The organism is Vibrio sp. A1-b2 (assembly GCF_021726015.1).
Lineage (GTDB): Bacteria > Pseudomonadota > Gammaproteobacteria > Enterobacterales > Vibrionaceae > Vibrio > Vibrio diazotrophicus.
Genome location: NZ_JAKKCI010000003.1, coordinates 98,370 through 116,386, shown reverse-complemented (window position 1 = coordinate 116,386; position 18,017 = coordinate 98,370). Strand labels below are relative to the sequence as shown.

Below are 18,017 nucleotides of genomic sequence, written 5' to 3'. Positions count from 1 at the left end.
CTTACAATTTGGAAGGAATCAAAATTCTATTCGATTGACCTCGTATTTGATTCTATAACATCTATCTACAGATGACTGAATCCGCACACTCACGATTGAGTAACGAGGAATAAGGCGCGCTCCCGCAGTGCGCCTTTATACTGTCTGCTTTCTGCTTATTGTATTTATACTGCATACTTCTTGTTTCCAGCTATCAGCCTTATCAGTCGAGCTGCTGAGTGCTGAGGTTATAGGGCATTCTATGTTTGCTTGCTTACCTGCTAATCGCTTTGTAGAAATCGACTATATAGAAAGCTTTTAGCCTCCTATGTATACTCCTTGGAAAAGGAGTATGACGATGACGAATAAAGTCCCAACCAATATCATCACGGGTTTCCTCGGGGTAGGGAAAACAACAACGATATTGAATCTGTTAAAGAACAAGCCTGAAAACGAAAAGTGGGCGGTGCTAGTCAATGAGTTCGGTGAAATTGGTATTGATGGCGCGATGATGACTGAACAAGGGGCTTTGATTAAAGAAGTTCCGGGCGGTTGTATGTGTTGTACGGCAGGCGTGCCTATGTCTGTGGGTATTAATGCGCTGCTACGCCAGAAACCTGACCGTTTGATCATCGAACCAACAGGGCTTGGACACCCTAAACAAGTGATTGCCACTTTAACTTCTGACCAATACACGCCATATGTCAATCTTAAAGCGACGATTGGTCTGGTTGATCCGCGAAACTTGAGTAATGAAAAATACACCAGCAACCAAAATTTCAACGACCAATTGCAAACGGCAGATGTGATCATTGGCAACAAGGTTGATGAGTGTACCGCTCATGATATCGATGTATTCAACGACTGGGTAACGGACCAAACGCCAGCAAAAGTATTCCATAAACTGGTCACACGCGGTCAACTACCGATTGAAGTATTAGATATTGAACGTGTCCACGGTGGTGCGTCATCGCATATTGAATCTCACCATCATCACCATGCAGAGATGGAACCTGAGTTTCAGTTAAATCCAAACCAAGCTTTTGCTCGTAAAGAGAACAAAGGGCAGGGTTATTACAGCTGTGGTTGGTTATTTGGTGCCGAGTACCGTTTTAACTTTGATGAGCTCTTCTCAATGATCAGCGATTTAACCGCAGAGCGTGTAAAAGCGGTAGTGAACACAGACCGTGGCTGCTATGCGTTTAACTCAGCCAATGGTGTGGTTTCCGTGAATGAGTTGAGTCTTGAAGGCTTTGAGTCGCGCCTTGAAGTGATTGATTCTCAGCTAATGCCGTGGGATCAGTTGGAAAGCATTCTGTTAAAACTGGCTGGAATTTCCAAGTAACTTCTAAGTTACTGAAGAAGTCATAAACAGTGGGTACGACAAGGGCGACATGAGTCGCCCTTAATTTTATATCTATAGTAAAAAGATTAACGCTTGTTACGCAGGTAGCGCTTACGGCGTTCTTCTTTGTTTTTCGCTTTTTCTTCCGCTTTACGCGCTTCTTCGATTTCCACTTCAATCAGCTCCTGAGTAATCATCTCAGGGTGCTCAAGGGTAATTTGCCCCAGAATACCTTGACGCAGTTCATGCAGAAGAATTTCAGACGCTTTGTGTAAATCTACACGACCGCCAGCGCGTAGTGCGCCACGTTTGCGACCAATCTCTTCCATCCACTCAAGGTCAGATTCAGGTGACTCGTCGATGTTGTAACGTGCTTTCAATAGGTCTGGGTAACGCTCTGCGAGGTATTCTACGGTATAGAATGCCACTTCCTCATATTCCATTGCCGTATCTTTAATTGCGCCTGTCGCCGCTAAACGGAAACCACTGTGTGGGTTTTCCACTTTCGGCCATAAGATGCCCGGAGTATCAGAAAGCACAATGCCATTTTGTAGGTTGATACGTTGCTGACGGCGAGTAACCGCAGGCTGATTGCCCGTCTGAGCAATCGCACGACCCGCTAAACAGTTGATAATGGTTGACTTACCAACGTTTGGAATACCCATGATCATTGTGCGAACGTTCTTGCCCAAAGCTTCGCGGTTTGGCGCTAACTTGCGGCACAACTCCATGATTTGCATCACTTCATTCTGGTTAGAAGTGGTAATCGCAATCGCCTTTACACCTTGTTCTTTCTCTAAGTGCTCAATCCAAAGCTGAGTCATTTCAGGATCAGCCAAATCGCGCTTGTTCAGCACTTTTACACAAGGCTTTTCTTTGCGAAGTTTCGAAATAATCGGGTTTTCACTACTGAAAGGAATACGCGCATCCAACACTTCGATGATCACATCTACTTGTGGGATGACTTCTTCGATCTCCTTGCGCGCTTTATGCATATGCCCAGGAAACCACTGAATATTGTTGTTAACCATTTGAATTTATTGCCTTAGTCTTCATCTGAAATGTGCGTTGCTATACAGCAAATCTAAGAAGTCAGATGATCATTGGTTAATTTGAATGGCGGCTATTGTACGCGAGATTGTTCGATGTATCCAACTCACCATTCAGGGTCTGACTGAGTGCTGATGTGGTCGTTTAATCAAACACACTTGAGAATGAATAAATTCCACTCAATTTATTGATAAATCTCATACCACTTTAGGGTAGTTTAAAAACTCAATTGACCTACATCATGTATTAATTTACGCAGAAAAATAAAACTTCGCTTAGTTAAGAACCTAACCCTTAGGAATTACAATGAGCAAGTTGAAGCTAGTCGTTATCGGTAACGGGATGGTAGGTCACCGTTACATCGAAGATTTAGTCGAGAAAACCGATGTCTCTCAAATGGATATCACTGTTTTCTGTGAAGAACCTCGCGCCGCATACGACCGTGTGCATTTGTCCTCTTACTTTTCACATCACACTGCGGATGAGCTTTCTTTAGTTAAAGAAGGTTTTTATGAAAAGCACGGCATCAACATTCTTCTTGGTGAACGTGCAATCAACGTTAACCGCGAAAACCGAATTGTGTATTCAAGCACAGGTCGTGAAATTCAATACGACAAGCTGATCCTTGCTACTGGCTCATTCCCATTTGTTCCGCCTATTAAAGGTCATGAAAGCAAAGACTGCTTTGTTTACCGCACGATTGAAGATTTGAAAGCAATCGAAGCTTGTGCAAAAAACAGCAAGTCAGGCGTGGTTATCGGCGGCGGTCTGTTAGGTCTTGAAGCTGCAGGTGCTTTAAAGGCGTTGGGTGTGCAAACTCACGTTGTTGAGTTCGCGCCTAAATTGATGGCAGAACAATTAGATTTGGCTGGTGGTAACCAGTTACGTCAGAAAATTGAGCGTATGGGCGTGCATGTTCACACCAGCAAAAACACGCTTGAGATTGTTCCAGAAGGCACAAATGCACGTAACGTGATGCGTTTTGCAGATGGTACAGAGCTTGAAACAGACTTCATTGTGTTCTCGGCAGGTATTCGCCCGCAGGACAAACTTGCTCGTCATATGAATCTGGATATTGCACCTCGTGGTGGTGTGGCGATTAACGACCACTGTCAGACTTCAGATGAGAACATTTACGCGATTGGTGAATGTGCTTCTTGGAATCAAACCTTCTTCGGTCTAGTGGCACCGGGTTACAAGATGGCAACTGTGGCAGTAGACCACTTGCTTGGTAAAACGGAAAGCAAGTTCGAAGGTGCAGATATGTCTGCAAAACTGAAGTTACTTGGCGTGAAAGTCGGTTCAATCGGTGATGCGAATGGTCGCACTGAAGGTTGTAAGAGCTACGTTTACCAAAACGAAGAGCAAGAAGTTTACAAACGTCTGATTGTATCGAGTGACAACAAGAAACTGCTTGGCGCAGTGCTTGTGGGAGATACGTCTGACTACGGTGATCTGCTTCAGTTAATGCTGAATGAAATTGACCTTCCTGAACATCCAGATGCACTGATTCTACCTGCTCATGCTGGCGCAGAAAAACCGGCTCTTGGTGCCGATGCACTGCCTGAAAGCGCGGTTATCTGTTCATGTTTTGATGTGACTAAGGGCAAGATAGCACAAGCGGTTGCTGATGGTCATCATACGCTTGCGGATATCAAAGCAGTAACAGGTGCGGGTACGGGCTGTGGTGGTTGTGTTCCACTGGTGACATCTGTTCTGAATGCGGAACTTGCTAAGTCTGGTATCGAAGTGAAGAGTGATGTGTGTGAGCACTTTGCTTACTCTCGCCAAGAGCTTTTCCATTTAATTCGTATCGAAGAGATCAAAACTTTCGATGAGCTACTAGCAAAATACGGCAAAGGTTACGGCTGTGAAGTGTGTAAACCGCTGGCAGGTTCTATTTTGGCGTCATGCTGGGGTGAACATATTCTGAAACCTCAGTTAGTGAAACTGCATGACACCAATGACAACTTCCTAGGCAACATCCAGAAAGACGGTACTTACTCTGTTATTCCGCGTATGGCGGGTGGTGAAGTAACACCACAAGCGTTAGGCGCTCTGGCTGCAGTAGCGGAAGAGTACAAGCTATACACCAAAGTAACTGGTGCTCAACGTATTGGTTTGTTTGGTGCGCAAAAAGATGATTTACCTGAAATCTGGCGCAAGCTGATTGACGCTGGTTTTGAAACTGGTCAAGCGTATGCCAAAGCACTGCGTATGGCGAAGACTTGTGTGGGTTCTACTTGGTGTCGTTACGGTGTTCAGGATTCTGTTGGCTTAGGTTCATTAATTGAGAATCGCTACAAAGGCATTCGTACTCCTCACAAGATGAAGTTTGGTGTATCTGGCTGTACGCGTGAATGTGCGGAAGCTCAAGGTAAAGACTTAGGCATCATCGCAACAGATGCTGGCTGGAATATGTACGTGTGTGGTAACGGGGGTATGAAGCCTCGCCATGCCGACCTTCTAGCAAGCGATCTAGACAAAGAAACACTGCTCAAATACATCGACCGTTTCATGATGTTCTACATCCGTACTGCTGCGCCACTGCAACGCACATCGGTTTGGTTGGATAACATGGAAGGCGGCGTGGATTACCTGCGTAAAGTGATTGTTGAAGACAAGCTAGGCATCAATGCTCAACTTGAAGCTGACTTAGCGAAGTTAGTGGATGAGTATGAGTGTGAATGGACTGCGACCATCAACGACGAATCACAACTGACTCGTTTTGCTCATTTCATTAACTCAGACAAACGCGATGACAACGTTGTGTTTGTGCCAGAACGAGCGCAACACCGCCCAGCAACTTTCACGGAAAAACATCCTGAAGCGAAAGGCGACATTTTGCACGTAGCTGCGACAGAAGCATAAGGGAAGGTTAGATATGTCATTTGAAAAAATTTGCCAAATCAGCGACATCATTCCAGGTACTGGCGTATGTGCGCTGGTGAACGGTGAGCAAGTAGCGGTGTTTCGTCCTACTGATGCGGAAGAAGTGTTTGCTATCAGCAACACAGATCCGTTTTACCAATCGAACGTGCTGTCTCGCGGTTTGATTTGCGAACATAAAGGCGAGCTTTGGGTTGCAAGCCCACTGAAAAAGCAGCGCTTCAACTTGGCGACTGGTATGTGCATGGAAGATGAACGTTTTAGCGTGAAGTCTTACCAAGCACGAGTCACCAAAGGCGAAGTTGAAATCGCAGCCTAACTGATTGATGCCCCTCTCAATGGGAGGGGCAGATTCAATAGGCAAAGGCTTTAGTCGCGAATCCGTTTGAAAGCCTTTCTCTATTTAATCTTCCGTTTTACACATTTTTATATTTTAAATTTTAGGAGATCCACATGTCTGCATTAAAACCTGTAGAGTTTGTCCAAACCATGATCGACATTGGTGAGGCAAAAGTAAAAACCAGCACTCGTGACCTTATTTTACGTGGCATGATGGCAGGTGTGATTTTGTCGTTAGCGGTTGTTGTTGCGATTACAACTATTGTTCAAACTGGTTTGGGCGTTGTTGGCGCACTCGTGTTCCCTGTAGGCTTCTGTATTCTGAGCCTAATGGGCTATGACCTAGTTACAGGCGTGTTTGGTATTGCACCACTGGCTAAATTTGAAAACCGTCCGGGTATCTCTTGGGGTCGCGTTCTTCGTTGTTGGGGTCTGGTTGGTTTCGGTAACCTTGTTGGCTCATTGATTGTGGCTGGTTTGATCGCTCTCTCTTTAACTATGAACTTTAGCGTAGAACCAAATGCCGTTGGTCAAAAATTTATTGCTGTTGCAACGGCTCGTACCGTGGGTTTTGAAAACCTAGGTGCTGATGGTTGGATTACCTGTTTTGTACGCGGCATCCTATGTAACCTAATGGTTTGTCTAGGTGTAATCGGTAATATGACTGCTCGTTCTGTGGCTGGCAAAATCGCAGCAATGTGGCTTCCAATCTTCATCTTCTTCGCATTGGTATTTGAACACGCAGTAGTAAACATGTTCCTGTTCCCGCTAGGTATGATGCTAGGTGCAGATTTTGGCGTGGCAACTTGGTTGAACTTCAACCTGATCCCAACCATTCTTGGCAACATTGTGGGCGGTCTAGTATTTACTTGTATCCCTCTATACCTAACTCACGCGAAAACAGCGCCAGCGTTAAGTGTAGAAACTGAAGTAAACGCAGAAGTAGCACTAAGCAAATAAGGTTTATGGGCTCCGCCATTAAAGTGGTGGAGCTCTTTTAATACAGATTTTTGGCTATAAAAAGCAGTGACTTAATATCTCATGAGTACTCCTTCTTATATCCAAATTTGAAACGGCAGGCGTTGCTATGAATACAGATATCACTGTGAACAACCTTGATTTAACAACGGGCTTTGTCTCTCTTGTTGGTGCAGGCCCGGGTGACCCTGATTTGTTGACTATGAAAGGGTACCGAGTCATACAACAGGCGGAAGTCGTTGTGTATGATCGTTTGGTATCAGAGCAAATTCTCGCGTTAGCGGATGAAAGCGCTGAGCTAATCTACGTCGGAAAAAAGCTCGACTATCACTGTGTCCCTCAAGATCAAATCAATCAAATTCTGGTGCAGAAAGCGCAAGAAGGTAAGCGTGTTGTACGTTTAAAAGGCGGTGACTCGTTTATCTTTGGTCGTGGTGGTGAAGAGTTAGAAGAGCTTGCCGAGTATGGCATTGCTTATGAGGTGGTTCCGGGCATTACCGCAGCGGCTGGCGCAACGGCTTATGCAGGCATTCCGCTCACTCACAGAGACCATGCGCAAAGTGTTCAGTTTATTACTGGTCATGTGCAAAAAGATGGCCGTGAAATTGAGTGGCAATCTCTGGCGCAATCAAATAACACACTCGTGTTCTACATGGGCTTGAAGCAAAGTGGTCACATCATGGATAACCTAATTAGCCATGGTTTAGACCCACAGATCTCGTGTGCAATTATTGAAAATGGTACACGACCTGAACAACGTGTATTTCAGGGCAAACTTAATCAATTATCACAGTTAGCAGATCAAGCTCAAAGCCCTGCACTGATTGTGGTGGGTAGTGTTACTGAGCTGCACAATAAATTGGATTGGTTTAACAAATAAATAATCCTTTCATGTTTTATATCCAGAGAAGCCTAAATATTCTCGACACTTTTGCTTAATAATTTCACCTTTACCTGTAAGAAAGCTTGTTAAATTCTTACAGGTACAAATACCCATCATCCTGCATTATTTCCCGTCTATTTAGTTCACATTTCGTAAAATAGGAAAACCTATTTTCGCTCTAAAATCGTCGCGCACTACTGCAGCTTTTTACGCCTATTGATGATTTGTTTCCTAACTAAATTTGAGAAGCAATTCAAATGAGTGTGAACTTCGGATAATTAACGACTTGTTACACTGTTTTCAATTCCTTGTTTTGTAGCAAGTTTTAGACTTGAGATTGAGCTATAGGCTAAACAAAGCAGAGCTGTTCATCGCTTGAACGCGATTTTTCGCTGGTTTAGAAAACAACGCCTGTAGGTAGTTGTGAAATGACTCGTAGGAATAGTCTTAATTTTATTCGCATTGGCATGTTCATACGAATTGAAGATTTGGTTAATGATAAATTCTCCCACCATCAGAGATTCTTCATTAACCAGAGTTTAAATATCCGGATGAGATATTATTTCACTTTATTATTCTTAACATTATTTTCTTTTAAAGTTATTGCTGCGGATATATCGGTGCAATTAGAGGCTGATAAACCGGTTTATGAAAATAATGGTTTTGTTACTTATGCCGTGACAGTGTCTAACTTGACCGATAGTGTTATTGATATCTCATCGGTTTCTGCAGATTTCTCTGCCTATTCCACAACACAGATAAGTGCCTCATCCAGTTTTTTATCTGAGAGCGGAGATTTTAGCTCAAGCGGAAATCTGCAAGTCACTGGCGCAAGAATCCGTGCCGGTGGACACATTAAATATGTAGTTCAAGCTCTGGTTGCTAATGACACAACCGCAGACATTACCATTCAGGCTTCAGCTCTTGCTAGTTCTAGCCCAGATGCTGTGACTTCGGAGTTAGTTACCGTTACTCCAGCCCCTTATAAGTACTCTTTAACACTCTCTTCAGATACGAGTGAGTATCCAGTAACTGGTCTTCTGACATACACATTAGTGGCAGAAAACACAGGTGCTTACCGAGTTCAAAACCTCGATATCGAGCAGATATTTAGCACGTTATTGGTTGAAAATATTGATGGTACAAATACCGCGCCTTTCACTCAGATCGCCAACAGTGCCGTAAAAGAAGGTACTGAAAGTGATGTCGGCACCTTTGAACCTGTTGGGGATTTAAAGATCACAGGCGCAAGTATTGCTGTGGGTGGCAAGCTCACGTATACAATGCAAGCCACTCTAGCGGATCGGCTCGCCGGAGATATTGTTGTATCTGCTACTTCACAAACGAAAGATGGAATCGTTGCAAGTGATGAGTTAACTACGCCTCCTATGGCTGGCACGTTAGAGATCATCAGACATGGGTTTGTTAACAGTTCTCCTTATTTAGTCAATGGTGAAATGCAACTTCATCTGGCGGTAGAAAATACTGGGAAAGGTATCGTCCATAATTTTAGGGTTCAGCATAATATCAAAGATATTTTGACGACCTTAGGGAATAACTTAGTTAATTCCACCGTCACCTTCGACCATACCGATGTCAGTGGGCACCCTTATAAAACGTGGTCAATTGCTATAGACAGTATTGGAGAAAACTCTGTTTCCAAGTTGGGTAGCAGTACGGTGACGAATGATTCTCTTGATGACGTAGTCTCTGTTTATCCGGGTGAAACGATTGATTATCTGATTACTGCAGCCATCTCTCCAGCCGCTATTGGTGACATCAAAAACTTAACTGCGAGAGTCATCAATGATGAAGGTTCATTGGCGTCAGCGGCGAATACGATTTCGACACCGATTGCAACTGAGCGAGTATTACAAGTCGGTGACCCTGAAATTCATATAAGCAAGATAACGTCTCAGTCTCAATACAGCCCGGGTCAAAGTGTTGAATATAACATTAGCGTTGAGAACTCATCAGATAAGTACTTTGCTAATAACCTTATCATTGTCGATAAGTTGTCTTGTATTCAGACTGAGCAAGCTGCTGGGTACGGTGAGGGTGCTGCTTTTAAGTCTTGGAAGCTCGAGGTTGTTAGTGGCTCAGACGGTGAAGGTACAGATGCAGGTAAGTTTGATTATGGTGCAACTAAAACTGGCGATTTAACGATTTCTCCGGACATCGCTCCGGGTAAAAAAGTGGAATATAAACTTACCGCAACAACAACGGATAGCAGTATTGGCCTTATTCTTGATGATGCGAGTTGTGCTGATGATGTGGTAGAAAGTGGCACTGGTATTGAGATGCCTGCCAACGCTTTATCAGTGACGAAAGATGTCGATACCTCAAAATACTCTGCTGGCCAGGAAATGACGTATACCATTAAGGTTGCCAATACCAGTGATGCTATTGCGAATATGGTTCCCGTCGTTGACGATCTGGCTTCTATCATGGTAACGGATGTTTATGGCAACTCTATTCCCGCCTTCTCTTCTTGGGAAATTACCGCCGACTATGGAAAAGATATTAGTGGCGTGGATGGGACGATCACCTCACCAGACATATTAGATGTTAAAGCTACGATTCCTCCTCATACCGTTGTTACTTACACTGTAAAAGTTCATGTTGCACCAACCGCAAACAGCAAGATCAGCAACATAGTCACTGTAGATGGCAAAGCGATAGCTGATAGGGGCTCGGTTCCTAAAGAGTTCTCGTTGGCAATGAACAAGTCAGTCAAAGTTGATGATGAATCTTCTTTTCACTCCCTTTACAGTTTTTACTCCAAGCAAAGCAATGTCGTTACTTATCAGATAGTTGTTGAAAATGATAACACCAACGGCTTTGCTACTGATGTGGAGATAAAAGACCCTATCAGTTCGATTGAAGCTGATATGTTGGAACCCGACAATACACCAATGCCAGTGTTCAGTTCCTGGACCATTAGCGCTGATAAGCAGGTTATGGATATTTCGGGGTTAACCGCTGATGACCAGCAGCAACTGTTGAATGCCACTGATGTCGGAACATTTGCTGACAATACCGACCTTGATACGACTGCACAAATCCCACCTAACGTTCGAGTTATATACACCATTGTGGGACAAATTGATCGCTCATCAAGTAACAAAATCGTATGGGGCGGTTTTACCAATACTGCCACGGTATATTCACCAGACAACGGACAAACGCTTAGTGGTGGTGCGACAGTTCAACCCGAAGCTCCTGATGTGCAAGTTCTGAAATTAACTCCCAACGATATTTTTCAACTGGGGAGTGAAGTTTCCTTCGACATTTTTGTATTTAACAAAGGTTCTGGCTATGCCAATGATGTAGATGTTTCGGATGATATTAATGGATTAGGTGTATTCGAACCTGGCTGGACTATAGAAGCAACTGCGGATGATCACATAAGTAGCGGGAGTTACGCTGACGAAAAGTCCACTTGGCCCGATGGTGGAAATATAGCCTCAAAAGTGGATATCGATCCTAAGTCCGATTCAGGTAAATGGAACGGTATGGGTTACGTTAAATACACGGTCAAAGGTATTGTGAGATCTGATTATGAGAAAGAAGAAATCTCCAATACAGCGAGCATTCATGACCCAGCAACAAACACTAATCATTCTTCAACCGCTGAAATTGGTAAGGATGGCAGTGTCGATCAACTTAATGTTTCTATTATAAAAACCTCGGACAAAATGCAGGTCGCTCCGGGCGGGTATATTACTTATACCATCACCTTGCTTAACAACAGTACTAATACCATTGCGAACAATCTGACAGTGGTTGACCTGATCTCAGAGATAAAGTCTGTGCTTGCCAATGACAATAATGATGGTGGTATAAATGATGGCAAAATGGATAACGTTGAAGATTATCCGGATCAGTCCCCATTTGTACACTGGCAGTTCAAATTACCCGGTGACGCTAGCTTTGGTCCTGAAACCACAGAAGATTTTATTTATCCTGCAGTAGACTCTACAGATGTCCTATCGTTAGCTCCTCAGTCAACAATAGAATTCCAGATTAAAGCGCTGGTGAAAGACAACTACGTCAGTCAAGTGCTTAAGAATGATGCGTATGTTTATCGCGACTTTGGTGAAGTATCGTCACTGAATCATGTTTCCCACCATGAAAACAGATTGGCATCTAATGGCGCAGGTACACAACGACAACTATTGGTAAACGGTGTACCTAGCAAATATTACTCCCCAGGCGATGAACTGACCTATACGGTGAAAATTCACTCCAATACTGGGTATTTGAATAACCGCCATGTTGCTGAAGATATTCTTGGAGTAGATGTTTTGCTGATGGATGGTACATCGGCAAATCCGTTTAAAAATGCTTTTTCCGTAGATGTTGTGAAAGATGATGGCAATGGTAGTAATGGCACGACTACTGGCGAGTCTGAAGGGGTTGTTGAGGACAACCAAAACATTGATACCTACATAGATGTTGCTGGTGGGGACTACGTTTTATATACCGTCAAAGGAACTGTGCGTGATGATGCTGTAGGCAGTATTACTATCGGTGGCATTACGGTTAAACCTAACGATTATCATCTGAACTTTTACAAAACCACTGATGAAGTGAACTATCACCCAGGAAAAACAGCGACTTACCATTTACATATTACCAATAACGGGTTGGCTAACGCTTACAACATTCCTGTGGTAGATGAGTTATCAAAGGTACAAGTTAGCTTGGTTGATGGCTCAACTGGACCAGCTTATACCTCTTGGACTATTGCGCCGCAAGTGACACTTGATCCTTCTTTGCCAGACGGTAATGCTCAAGTTGGTGACTATGCAGATAATCAAGATATCAATACGTTAGCTTCAATACCGATGGGAGCGACGATTGACTATGTGGTTACTGCTACGATAAATCCTAATGCCATCGGCGAAATTACCAACGTTCTTTCTGTGAACGGCGATAGAGTCAGCTCTTCTCTTACGCCTGATGCCAATAAATTTAACTATAGCAAAGCGATTAAAGCCTATTACGACACAGATGGTACAACTTCACTAGGTTTAGAAGGGTATAAGCCGGATGGCTATATCGAATATGAAATTGCTATTGGCAATGAAAACGAAGTCCATCTCAACGATATTGCCGTGTTTGATAATATCCAAGGGGTCATGACTTCTTGTTACAACATCACGACTGGCACAACTTATAGTTGCCCAGCTTTTGATAGCTGGACAGTCTCATCAGAAGTCGATTCTAGTGGGATCACTGATGCAGGAAGCATTTCAAATAACACCAACATTGATACCACATTTGATTTAGCTGCTGCTAGCTATGGTTCTTATATTAAATACACGGTTAAAGCTCATATTGTCGAAAATGCAGTCGGTGAATTTAAGAACACCGTATTAGTCAATGGTCGTTATCAGGCTTCTTCTGATCGTTCAACAATGTTGCCGCCAAATTTAGTAAAAGCGCACAAAGCTTTTACCGATACGTCTCTAGCTACCGTTAAGACAACTTACAATCATCAGACAGATGATCAACAAGTGGCTTATCACCTGCGAATCGATAATAACGGTAATGGACTTGAGTATGGCAAAGCTCTGATTGAAAAATTCTCAGAGTTGCAAGTTCGCTTAGCGCAAAAATCTGATAGTGCGGGAGACAGTGATAAGGCTCCGGCATACCTACCTAAAGGATGGTTGGTTACGGCAAACACTTCTGGTGAGTCTATGACCTCTATTGGCGGTTTTACCCGAGGAAACAATGTCGATATTGATATCCCTCATGTATCAATAGCTCCGGGTGGTTATATCGAATTTGTCATGGAATCAGAGATTCGCGATGACGCTATAGATGCCATAGATATAACGCCAACGTACGGTGGTAGTAATCTTCCACGGGCAAATATTACCCCAGACGCTGCATTATTGAATGTCACTAAAGAGATTGTTTCTCTTGGTGGAAAAAACTACACCAGCGGTGATAAATATAAACCGGGCGACAGCATTGAATATCGGTTTGTGGTCGAAAATACAGAGCCTGTTTGGCACGACAACACAGTCATTCAAGACCTGATTTCTAATATTAAAGTTGAAGTGATCGGTGGAAAAACCGAAGCAGCGTTGATTGATACAAATATTAGTCATGTTGTATCAACGGGATTAAACAGTGTTGTTGATACCAAACCGCTAAGTTACGAAGCCAATGGTGATTTGAATATTGCGGCATCGGACGGTTTGGATATCGCACCCAATGAGACTATTACGTTTACCATCACAGGCAAAATTCGTGAAGATGTTGTAGGCGTTGTCGATGCAAACAGTGCGACAGGCGGGGATAACACAGTAACGACCGATGCTATTCCACCCCACGACGCAAGTTTAACGTATGAGAAATTGGTAACGAATACCACCGCAGACGGGAATGCGTGTTCGTTTCCTTCAAACTCTGGTTCTGGCTGTCTATATAACCCTGATGGTCAAGTTATATACCAAATCCACATAACGAATGATGGTGAAGGTACTGCGAATGATGTCGTGATTCAGGATCTGGTTAATTCAATTACGACCTCAGATAGCGGTGTTGCATTTTCTTCCAGCAGCGTTCGTATCGTGGAACAGCCAGACAGCTCACGTTTCTCTATCTCGGGTCAATATTCGGGAGTCGGAGACTTGGACGCTAAGTTTGATTTGATGGCTGGGGATACAGTGGTATTTGAAATCACCGCTACTGTTTCTGATAGTGCCACCGGCACGATATCTAATGTCGCAACAATTAATGGTAACAATACCAATACTATTGTTCTTGACCCTGGTATTGCCGAAATATTGGCGAAAAAAGAAACGGACATTAACACATATGTTCCCGGTCAAACGATAAATTACACCATCCATGTGCTAAACAAAGGGCAGAAAAACAGTTTTGTGCATATTACGGATATTGTTTCTGATTTCCTTGTAGAAACTGCGGATGGTTCTTCCAAGCCAGCGTTAGAAAATTGGAGCATTAAATCTCAAGTGCTGGCCGACTCTTCTCCAGCAGTGACAGATATCTCTGGTTTAACCGCATTAGAGTCAGGCACTAACGTTGATATTAATGATGTGGAAATTGAGTTAGCAGGAGAACACAGTGGTGTTGAAACACACGTAGCCATTACTATTACAGGTAACATCCGCAAAGATGCTGTAGGAGCTTTCCATAATATTGCTACTGTTGCGACGCTAACAGACTCTAACAGCTATCGTGTTGATGTCTCGCCTGAAAACGGTGTCCTCGAACTGTCGAAAGTCGCTTCAAAAACACCCGCTACTTATGTTCCTGGTGAGACTATTGGTTTTGACGTTGAAGTTAAAAACAGTGGTTTGGGCTATCTGACCAACGTCAATATTTCTGATTTGTCTGCGGACATCAAAACGGATTTCGCTGGTCAGGCTCGTGAAGGCCAAGTATTCGAACAGTGGACAATAACAAACGTCAGTGTCACGGGCGTGGAGCCTACTCTCAGCCAGCAAATCTCTGGGAGCGAAGTCACCGGTGCGAATGGTTATTCAGTTAACTACAATATTGCGCCGTCTCACTCGGTCGTGATGCATTTTGAAGGTGTCGTTAATGATAAGGCAATGGGAGATATTACGAATACCGTTGTTGTGTCAGATGAAGAGGGTAACAGCCGTACAGCACAAGCGACTTATACACCTGAAAAGGCGAATCTAACGGTAACGAAAACTGTCGATAAACCGCTATATGAAGCTGGTGATACCTTGACTTACACCATAGTCGTCGCCAATACCACAGGGGCTTGGGCTAAGGATGTTCATATCACGGATATGCTTTCTTCCATCGAAACGACGACGATCGACGGCTATACGGTTTCTGCGTTTAACCCTGATTCTATCGCAATAAATGCAACGTCATCGACAGGTGCTACGACTATCCCTGTAGTAAATTCGGGCGATATTGATGGAAGCATAGAAATTGCACCTAATGACACCTTGACCATCACTGTTCGCGGAACGCTCAATTCAACAATTCATGGTCAAGTGAAAAATACAGTCACAGTTGAATTGGACGGTGGCACTCAGACAGCCGAAGCGGTCAGCGAACCAGTCATTCCAGAAGTGAAACTGACGAAAGTTGCACCGGTGGAGAATTATGTTCCGGGCGAGGTTTCTGACTTTGTCATTACCGTTGTAAATGAAACAAATGGATTTGCAGACAACATTCAGGTTGAAGATCTTATCTCTGGTTTAACCGTCGATACCATCGACGGTACAACAGAAGCGGCATTCAGTTACTGGGTACTGGATATTGAGAACAGTAACTCGAACACGGTCATAACCTCTCGAGCCTCATTGAACGAAGATATTAAGTACAACATTGATCTTGCCCCTTTAGATACGGTCACTTTTAAAGTGCATGGCACAGTGAATCAAAAGGCTGTTGGAGTGATCACTAACACGGCGACAATGATATTCGACGGTAAGACTCAAACCGCAACGGCACAGTTAAAACCGTTTGAGCAGGATATCAGCTTTATTAAAACGTTAGCGGATGGCTCTCAGGAAGGGGAGTACAAAGCGGATGAAGAGACCGAATTTCATATTACGTTAGTCAATAACGCACAAAGTTTCGCTCAGAGCATCAAGATTACCGACATCATTAGTGACTTGACTGTCGTTAACTTGTTGGGGAATACGGTTCCGGCACTGACGTCGTGGGATATCAACTATGAAATCAAAAATGATAAATACAATACGACGACAGTCGATCCTTTACCGCTAGGGGATGATCTCGACGTTACAGTAAATCTAGCTCCAAGCGCAACAGTCGACTTTATTGTTAAGGGTATCGTCAATCCTATGGCATTAGGGGTAATCACCAATACCGCAACTATGGATGACGGTAGCTCAACGTCAGAGTCTACGGTTACTTTGATACCTGGTGGAGTGGTTCTTATGGCGACAAAAGTTGCTGATAAAGCCGAATACACTAACGATAATGATCAGATTACCTACACCCTTGCAGTGACTAACCGAGGCTCTTCTGATGCACTGAATGTTCATCTGGTTGATGAAATATCAAAGCTCCAAGGAGTGAACGGAAGCCCACTGTTTACAGAGTGGAAGACCACAATTAGTGAGTACGATACAGCTACTTCAACTACTACTGTACTGGATACTCAAAACTCGGTTGACCTTGACTATACCTACACTCTCAAGGCTTATGAGGGGAATATTATATGGGTGACTATTGTCGGCCAAATCGGTAAAGGGCTGGATGATGACATCACCAATACGTTTAGTGCTACAACGATTGGAGGTGATACCGAGCAAGCGAGTGTCACTGTGCATGTTAAAAAATACTCTGATAACGAAGGTGAGTTGGTTGTCACCAAGAAAGCGCTGCAACAAACCGCTCAGGTTGGGGAGGTCGTTGAATACGAAGTCACTATTGTCAATAACAACGAGTCAGAATTCAAAAATGTTCATCTAACAGATCGATATCCTTCTGGTTTCCAGTATGTAGAAGGTTCTACTGAGATCACGAATAGTGGCCCTGACGGAGAATTTGATACTGCTGATGATGTATTCAACACCAATGAGCCAACGCTAGCCAATGTAATGTCGTTCAGTGTGGGTGACATGCTGGCGTATGGTTCGAGTGGTTCTACTGTTCAAGAGAAGATTCGTGTTCGTTACTTGATGCGGGTTACTGTCGGTGCAACCTTTGGTAACTATACCAATACGGCTTATGCGATGACGCCTGCGGAAGGAATGACGAGCGGAGCGCTAGAAATTAAGTCAAACATGAGTAGCGCCACCGTTGAAGTGACACCAGATAAGCTTTTTGATACTGCATCAATAATCGGAAAAGTATTTGAAGATAATAATGGCGATGGTTATCAAGCAAGTGCAACTGCCTATGGCATCGAGGTCTCGATTGATATTGATCCTTCTCTTGTTGTCGCTGGCTCTGCGACGCTAAAAGTCGAAGGAGAGAAAAAGAAAGACGTTTCTATTAATGGCAATAACGTTGTGATTGATAAACTGATTGGTCAGTCCCGAAATCGAACGCTATCTGGTAGCCACAAGGCAACCCTACGGTTTGTTTCTAAGACTGCTGATTCGTTCGCGTTTAGCGTCACGACCAAAGACGGAACCCATATCACCGCGCATGAAGATGATTCATTTAGCGCTGAACATTCAGGCAATAAACTACAGGGTTTAACGGCTGAGAACCTTCAAATAACTCGTAATGTCTACCAATACGGTAGTCAATATTTGCGGGAAATCGTCATCGAAAACATGGGGATTTATGAAGAAGGTATTCCGGGAGTTAAGCTGCTAACTGTTGAAGGTATTGTGATAGAGACAGACCAATATGGTCGTTATCACGTTCCGGATCAATGGGTACTGAATAAGAAAGGTCAGCAGTTTCTTGTCAAACTGGATACAGACTCACTGCCGACGGGTATGAAAGTTGTCAGTGAGAATCCTAAGGTCAGACGTATCACACCAAATGCTCTGAGTAAGTTTAACTTTAGCGTACAGAGTATCAGTGATGAGTAAGTATCGA

Annotated in this window: 7 protein-coding genes; 6 read left to right on the top strand and 1 reads right to left on the bottom strand. The window is 43.6% G+C overall.

From position 1 onward, the window contains the following. Window positions 1–337 precede the first annotated feature (337 nt). Complete coding sequence (locus L3V23_RS08030) at window positions 338–1,324, top strand: GTP-binding protein (RefSeq protein WP_237292171.1); 987 nt, start codon at window positions 338–340, stop codon at window positions 1,322–1,324. Window positions 1,325–1,410: 86 nt separating this feature from the next. On the opposite strand, the gene ylqF is transcribed toward L3V23_RS08030, so the two are convergent. Beyond that, on the bottom strand, window positions 1,411–2,355 hold the full coding sequence (gene ylqF / locus L3V23_RS08025; RefSeq protein ID WP_042482908.1) for a ribosome biogenesis GTPase YlqF: 945 nt from the start codon (window positions 2,353–2,355) through the stop codon (window positions 1,411–1,413). A 325-nt stretch (window positions 2,356–2,680) separates the two neighbouring features. Here ylqF and nirB point away from each other — a divergent pair, with 325 nt between their 5' ends. The 5 genes from nirB to L3V23_RS08000 all read left to right on the top strand — a co-directional run bounded on the left by nirB (window position 2,681) and on the right by L3V23_RS08000 (window position 18,010). Further along, complete coding sequence (gene nirB, locus L3V23_RS08020; RefSeq protein WP_237292170.1) at window positions 2,681–5,245, top strand: nitrite reductase large subunit NirB; 2,565 nt, start codon at window positions 2,681–2,683, stop codon at window positions 5,243–5,245. A gap of 13 nt (window positions 5,246–5,258) precedes the next feature. Beyond that, the gene (gene nirD / locus L3V23_RS08015) at window positions 5,259–5,582 is read left to right on the top strand and encodes a nitrite reductase small subunit NirD (protein WP_102942203.1); all 324 of its coding nucleotides are present in this window, start codon (window positions 5,259–5,261) and stop codon (window positions 5,580–5,582) included. A gap of 134 nt (window positions 5,583–5,716) precedes the next feature. Further along, window positions 5,717–6,562, top strand: a complete 846-nt coding sequence (locus L3V23_RS08010) for a formate/nitrite transporter family protein (RefSeq protein ID WP_237292169.1) — start codon at window positions 5,717–5,719, stop codon at window positions 6,560–6,562. Between the two features lie 127 nt (window positions 6,563–6,689). Continuing rightward, the gene (gene cobA, locus L3V23_RS08005; RefSeq protein WP_237292168.1) at window positions 6,690–7,460 is read left to right on the top strand and encodes a uroporphyrinogen-III C-methyltransferase; all 771 of its coding nucleotides are present in this window, start codon (window positions 6,690–6,692) and stop codon (window positions 7,458–7,460) included. 623 nt (window positions 7,461–8,083) lie between these two features. Next, window positions 8,084–18,010, top strand: a complete 9,927-nt coding sequence (locus tag L3V23_RS08000) for a DUF11 domain-containing protein (RefSeq protein ID WP_237292167.1) — start codon at window positions 8,084–8,086, stop codon at window positions 18,008–18,010. The last annotated feature ends 7 nt before the right edge of the window (window positions 18,011–18,017 follow it).

What these genes read in the sequence shown, in the direction of transcription:
- L3V23_RS08030 (WP_237292171.1), top strand. Translation starts at nt 338, where the DNA reads ATGACGAATAAAGTCCCAACCAATATCATCACGGGTTTCCTCGGGGTA.
- ylqF (WP_042482908.1), bottom strand. Translation starts at nt 2,355, where the DNA reads ATGGTTAACAACAATATTCAGTGGTTTCCTGGGCATATGCATAAAGCG.
- nirB (WP_237292170.1), top strand. Translation starts at nt 2,681, where the DNA reads ATGAGCAAGTTGAAGCTAGTCGTTATCGGTAACGGGATGGTAGGTCAC.
- nirD (WP_102942203.1), top strand. Translation starts at nt 5,259, where the DNA reads ATGTCATTTGAAAAAATTTGCCAAATCAGCGACATCATTCCAGGTACT.
- L3V23_RS08010 (WP_237292169.1), top strand. Translation starts at nt 5,717, where the DNA reads ATGTCTGCATTAAAACCTGTAGAGTTTGTCCAAACCATGATCGACATT.
- cobA (WP_237292168.1), top strand. Translation starts at nt 6,690, where the DNA reads ATGAATACAGATATCACTGTGAACAACCTTGATTTAACAACGGGCTTT.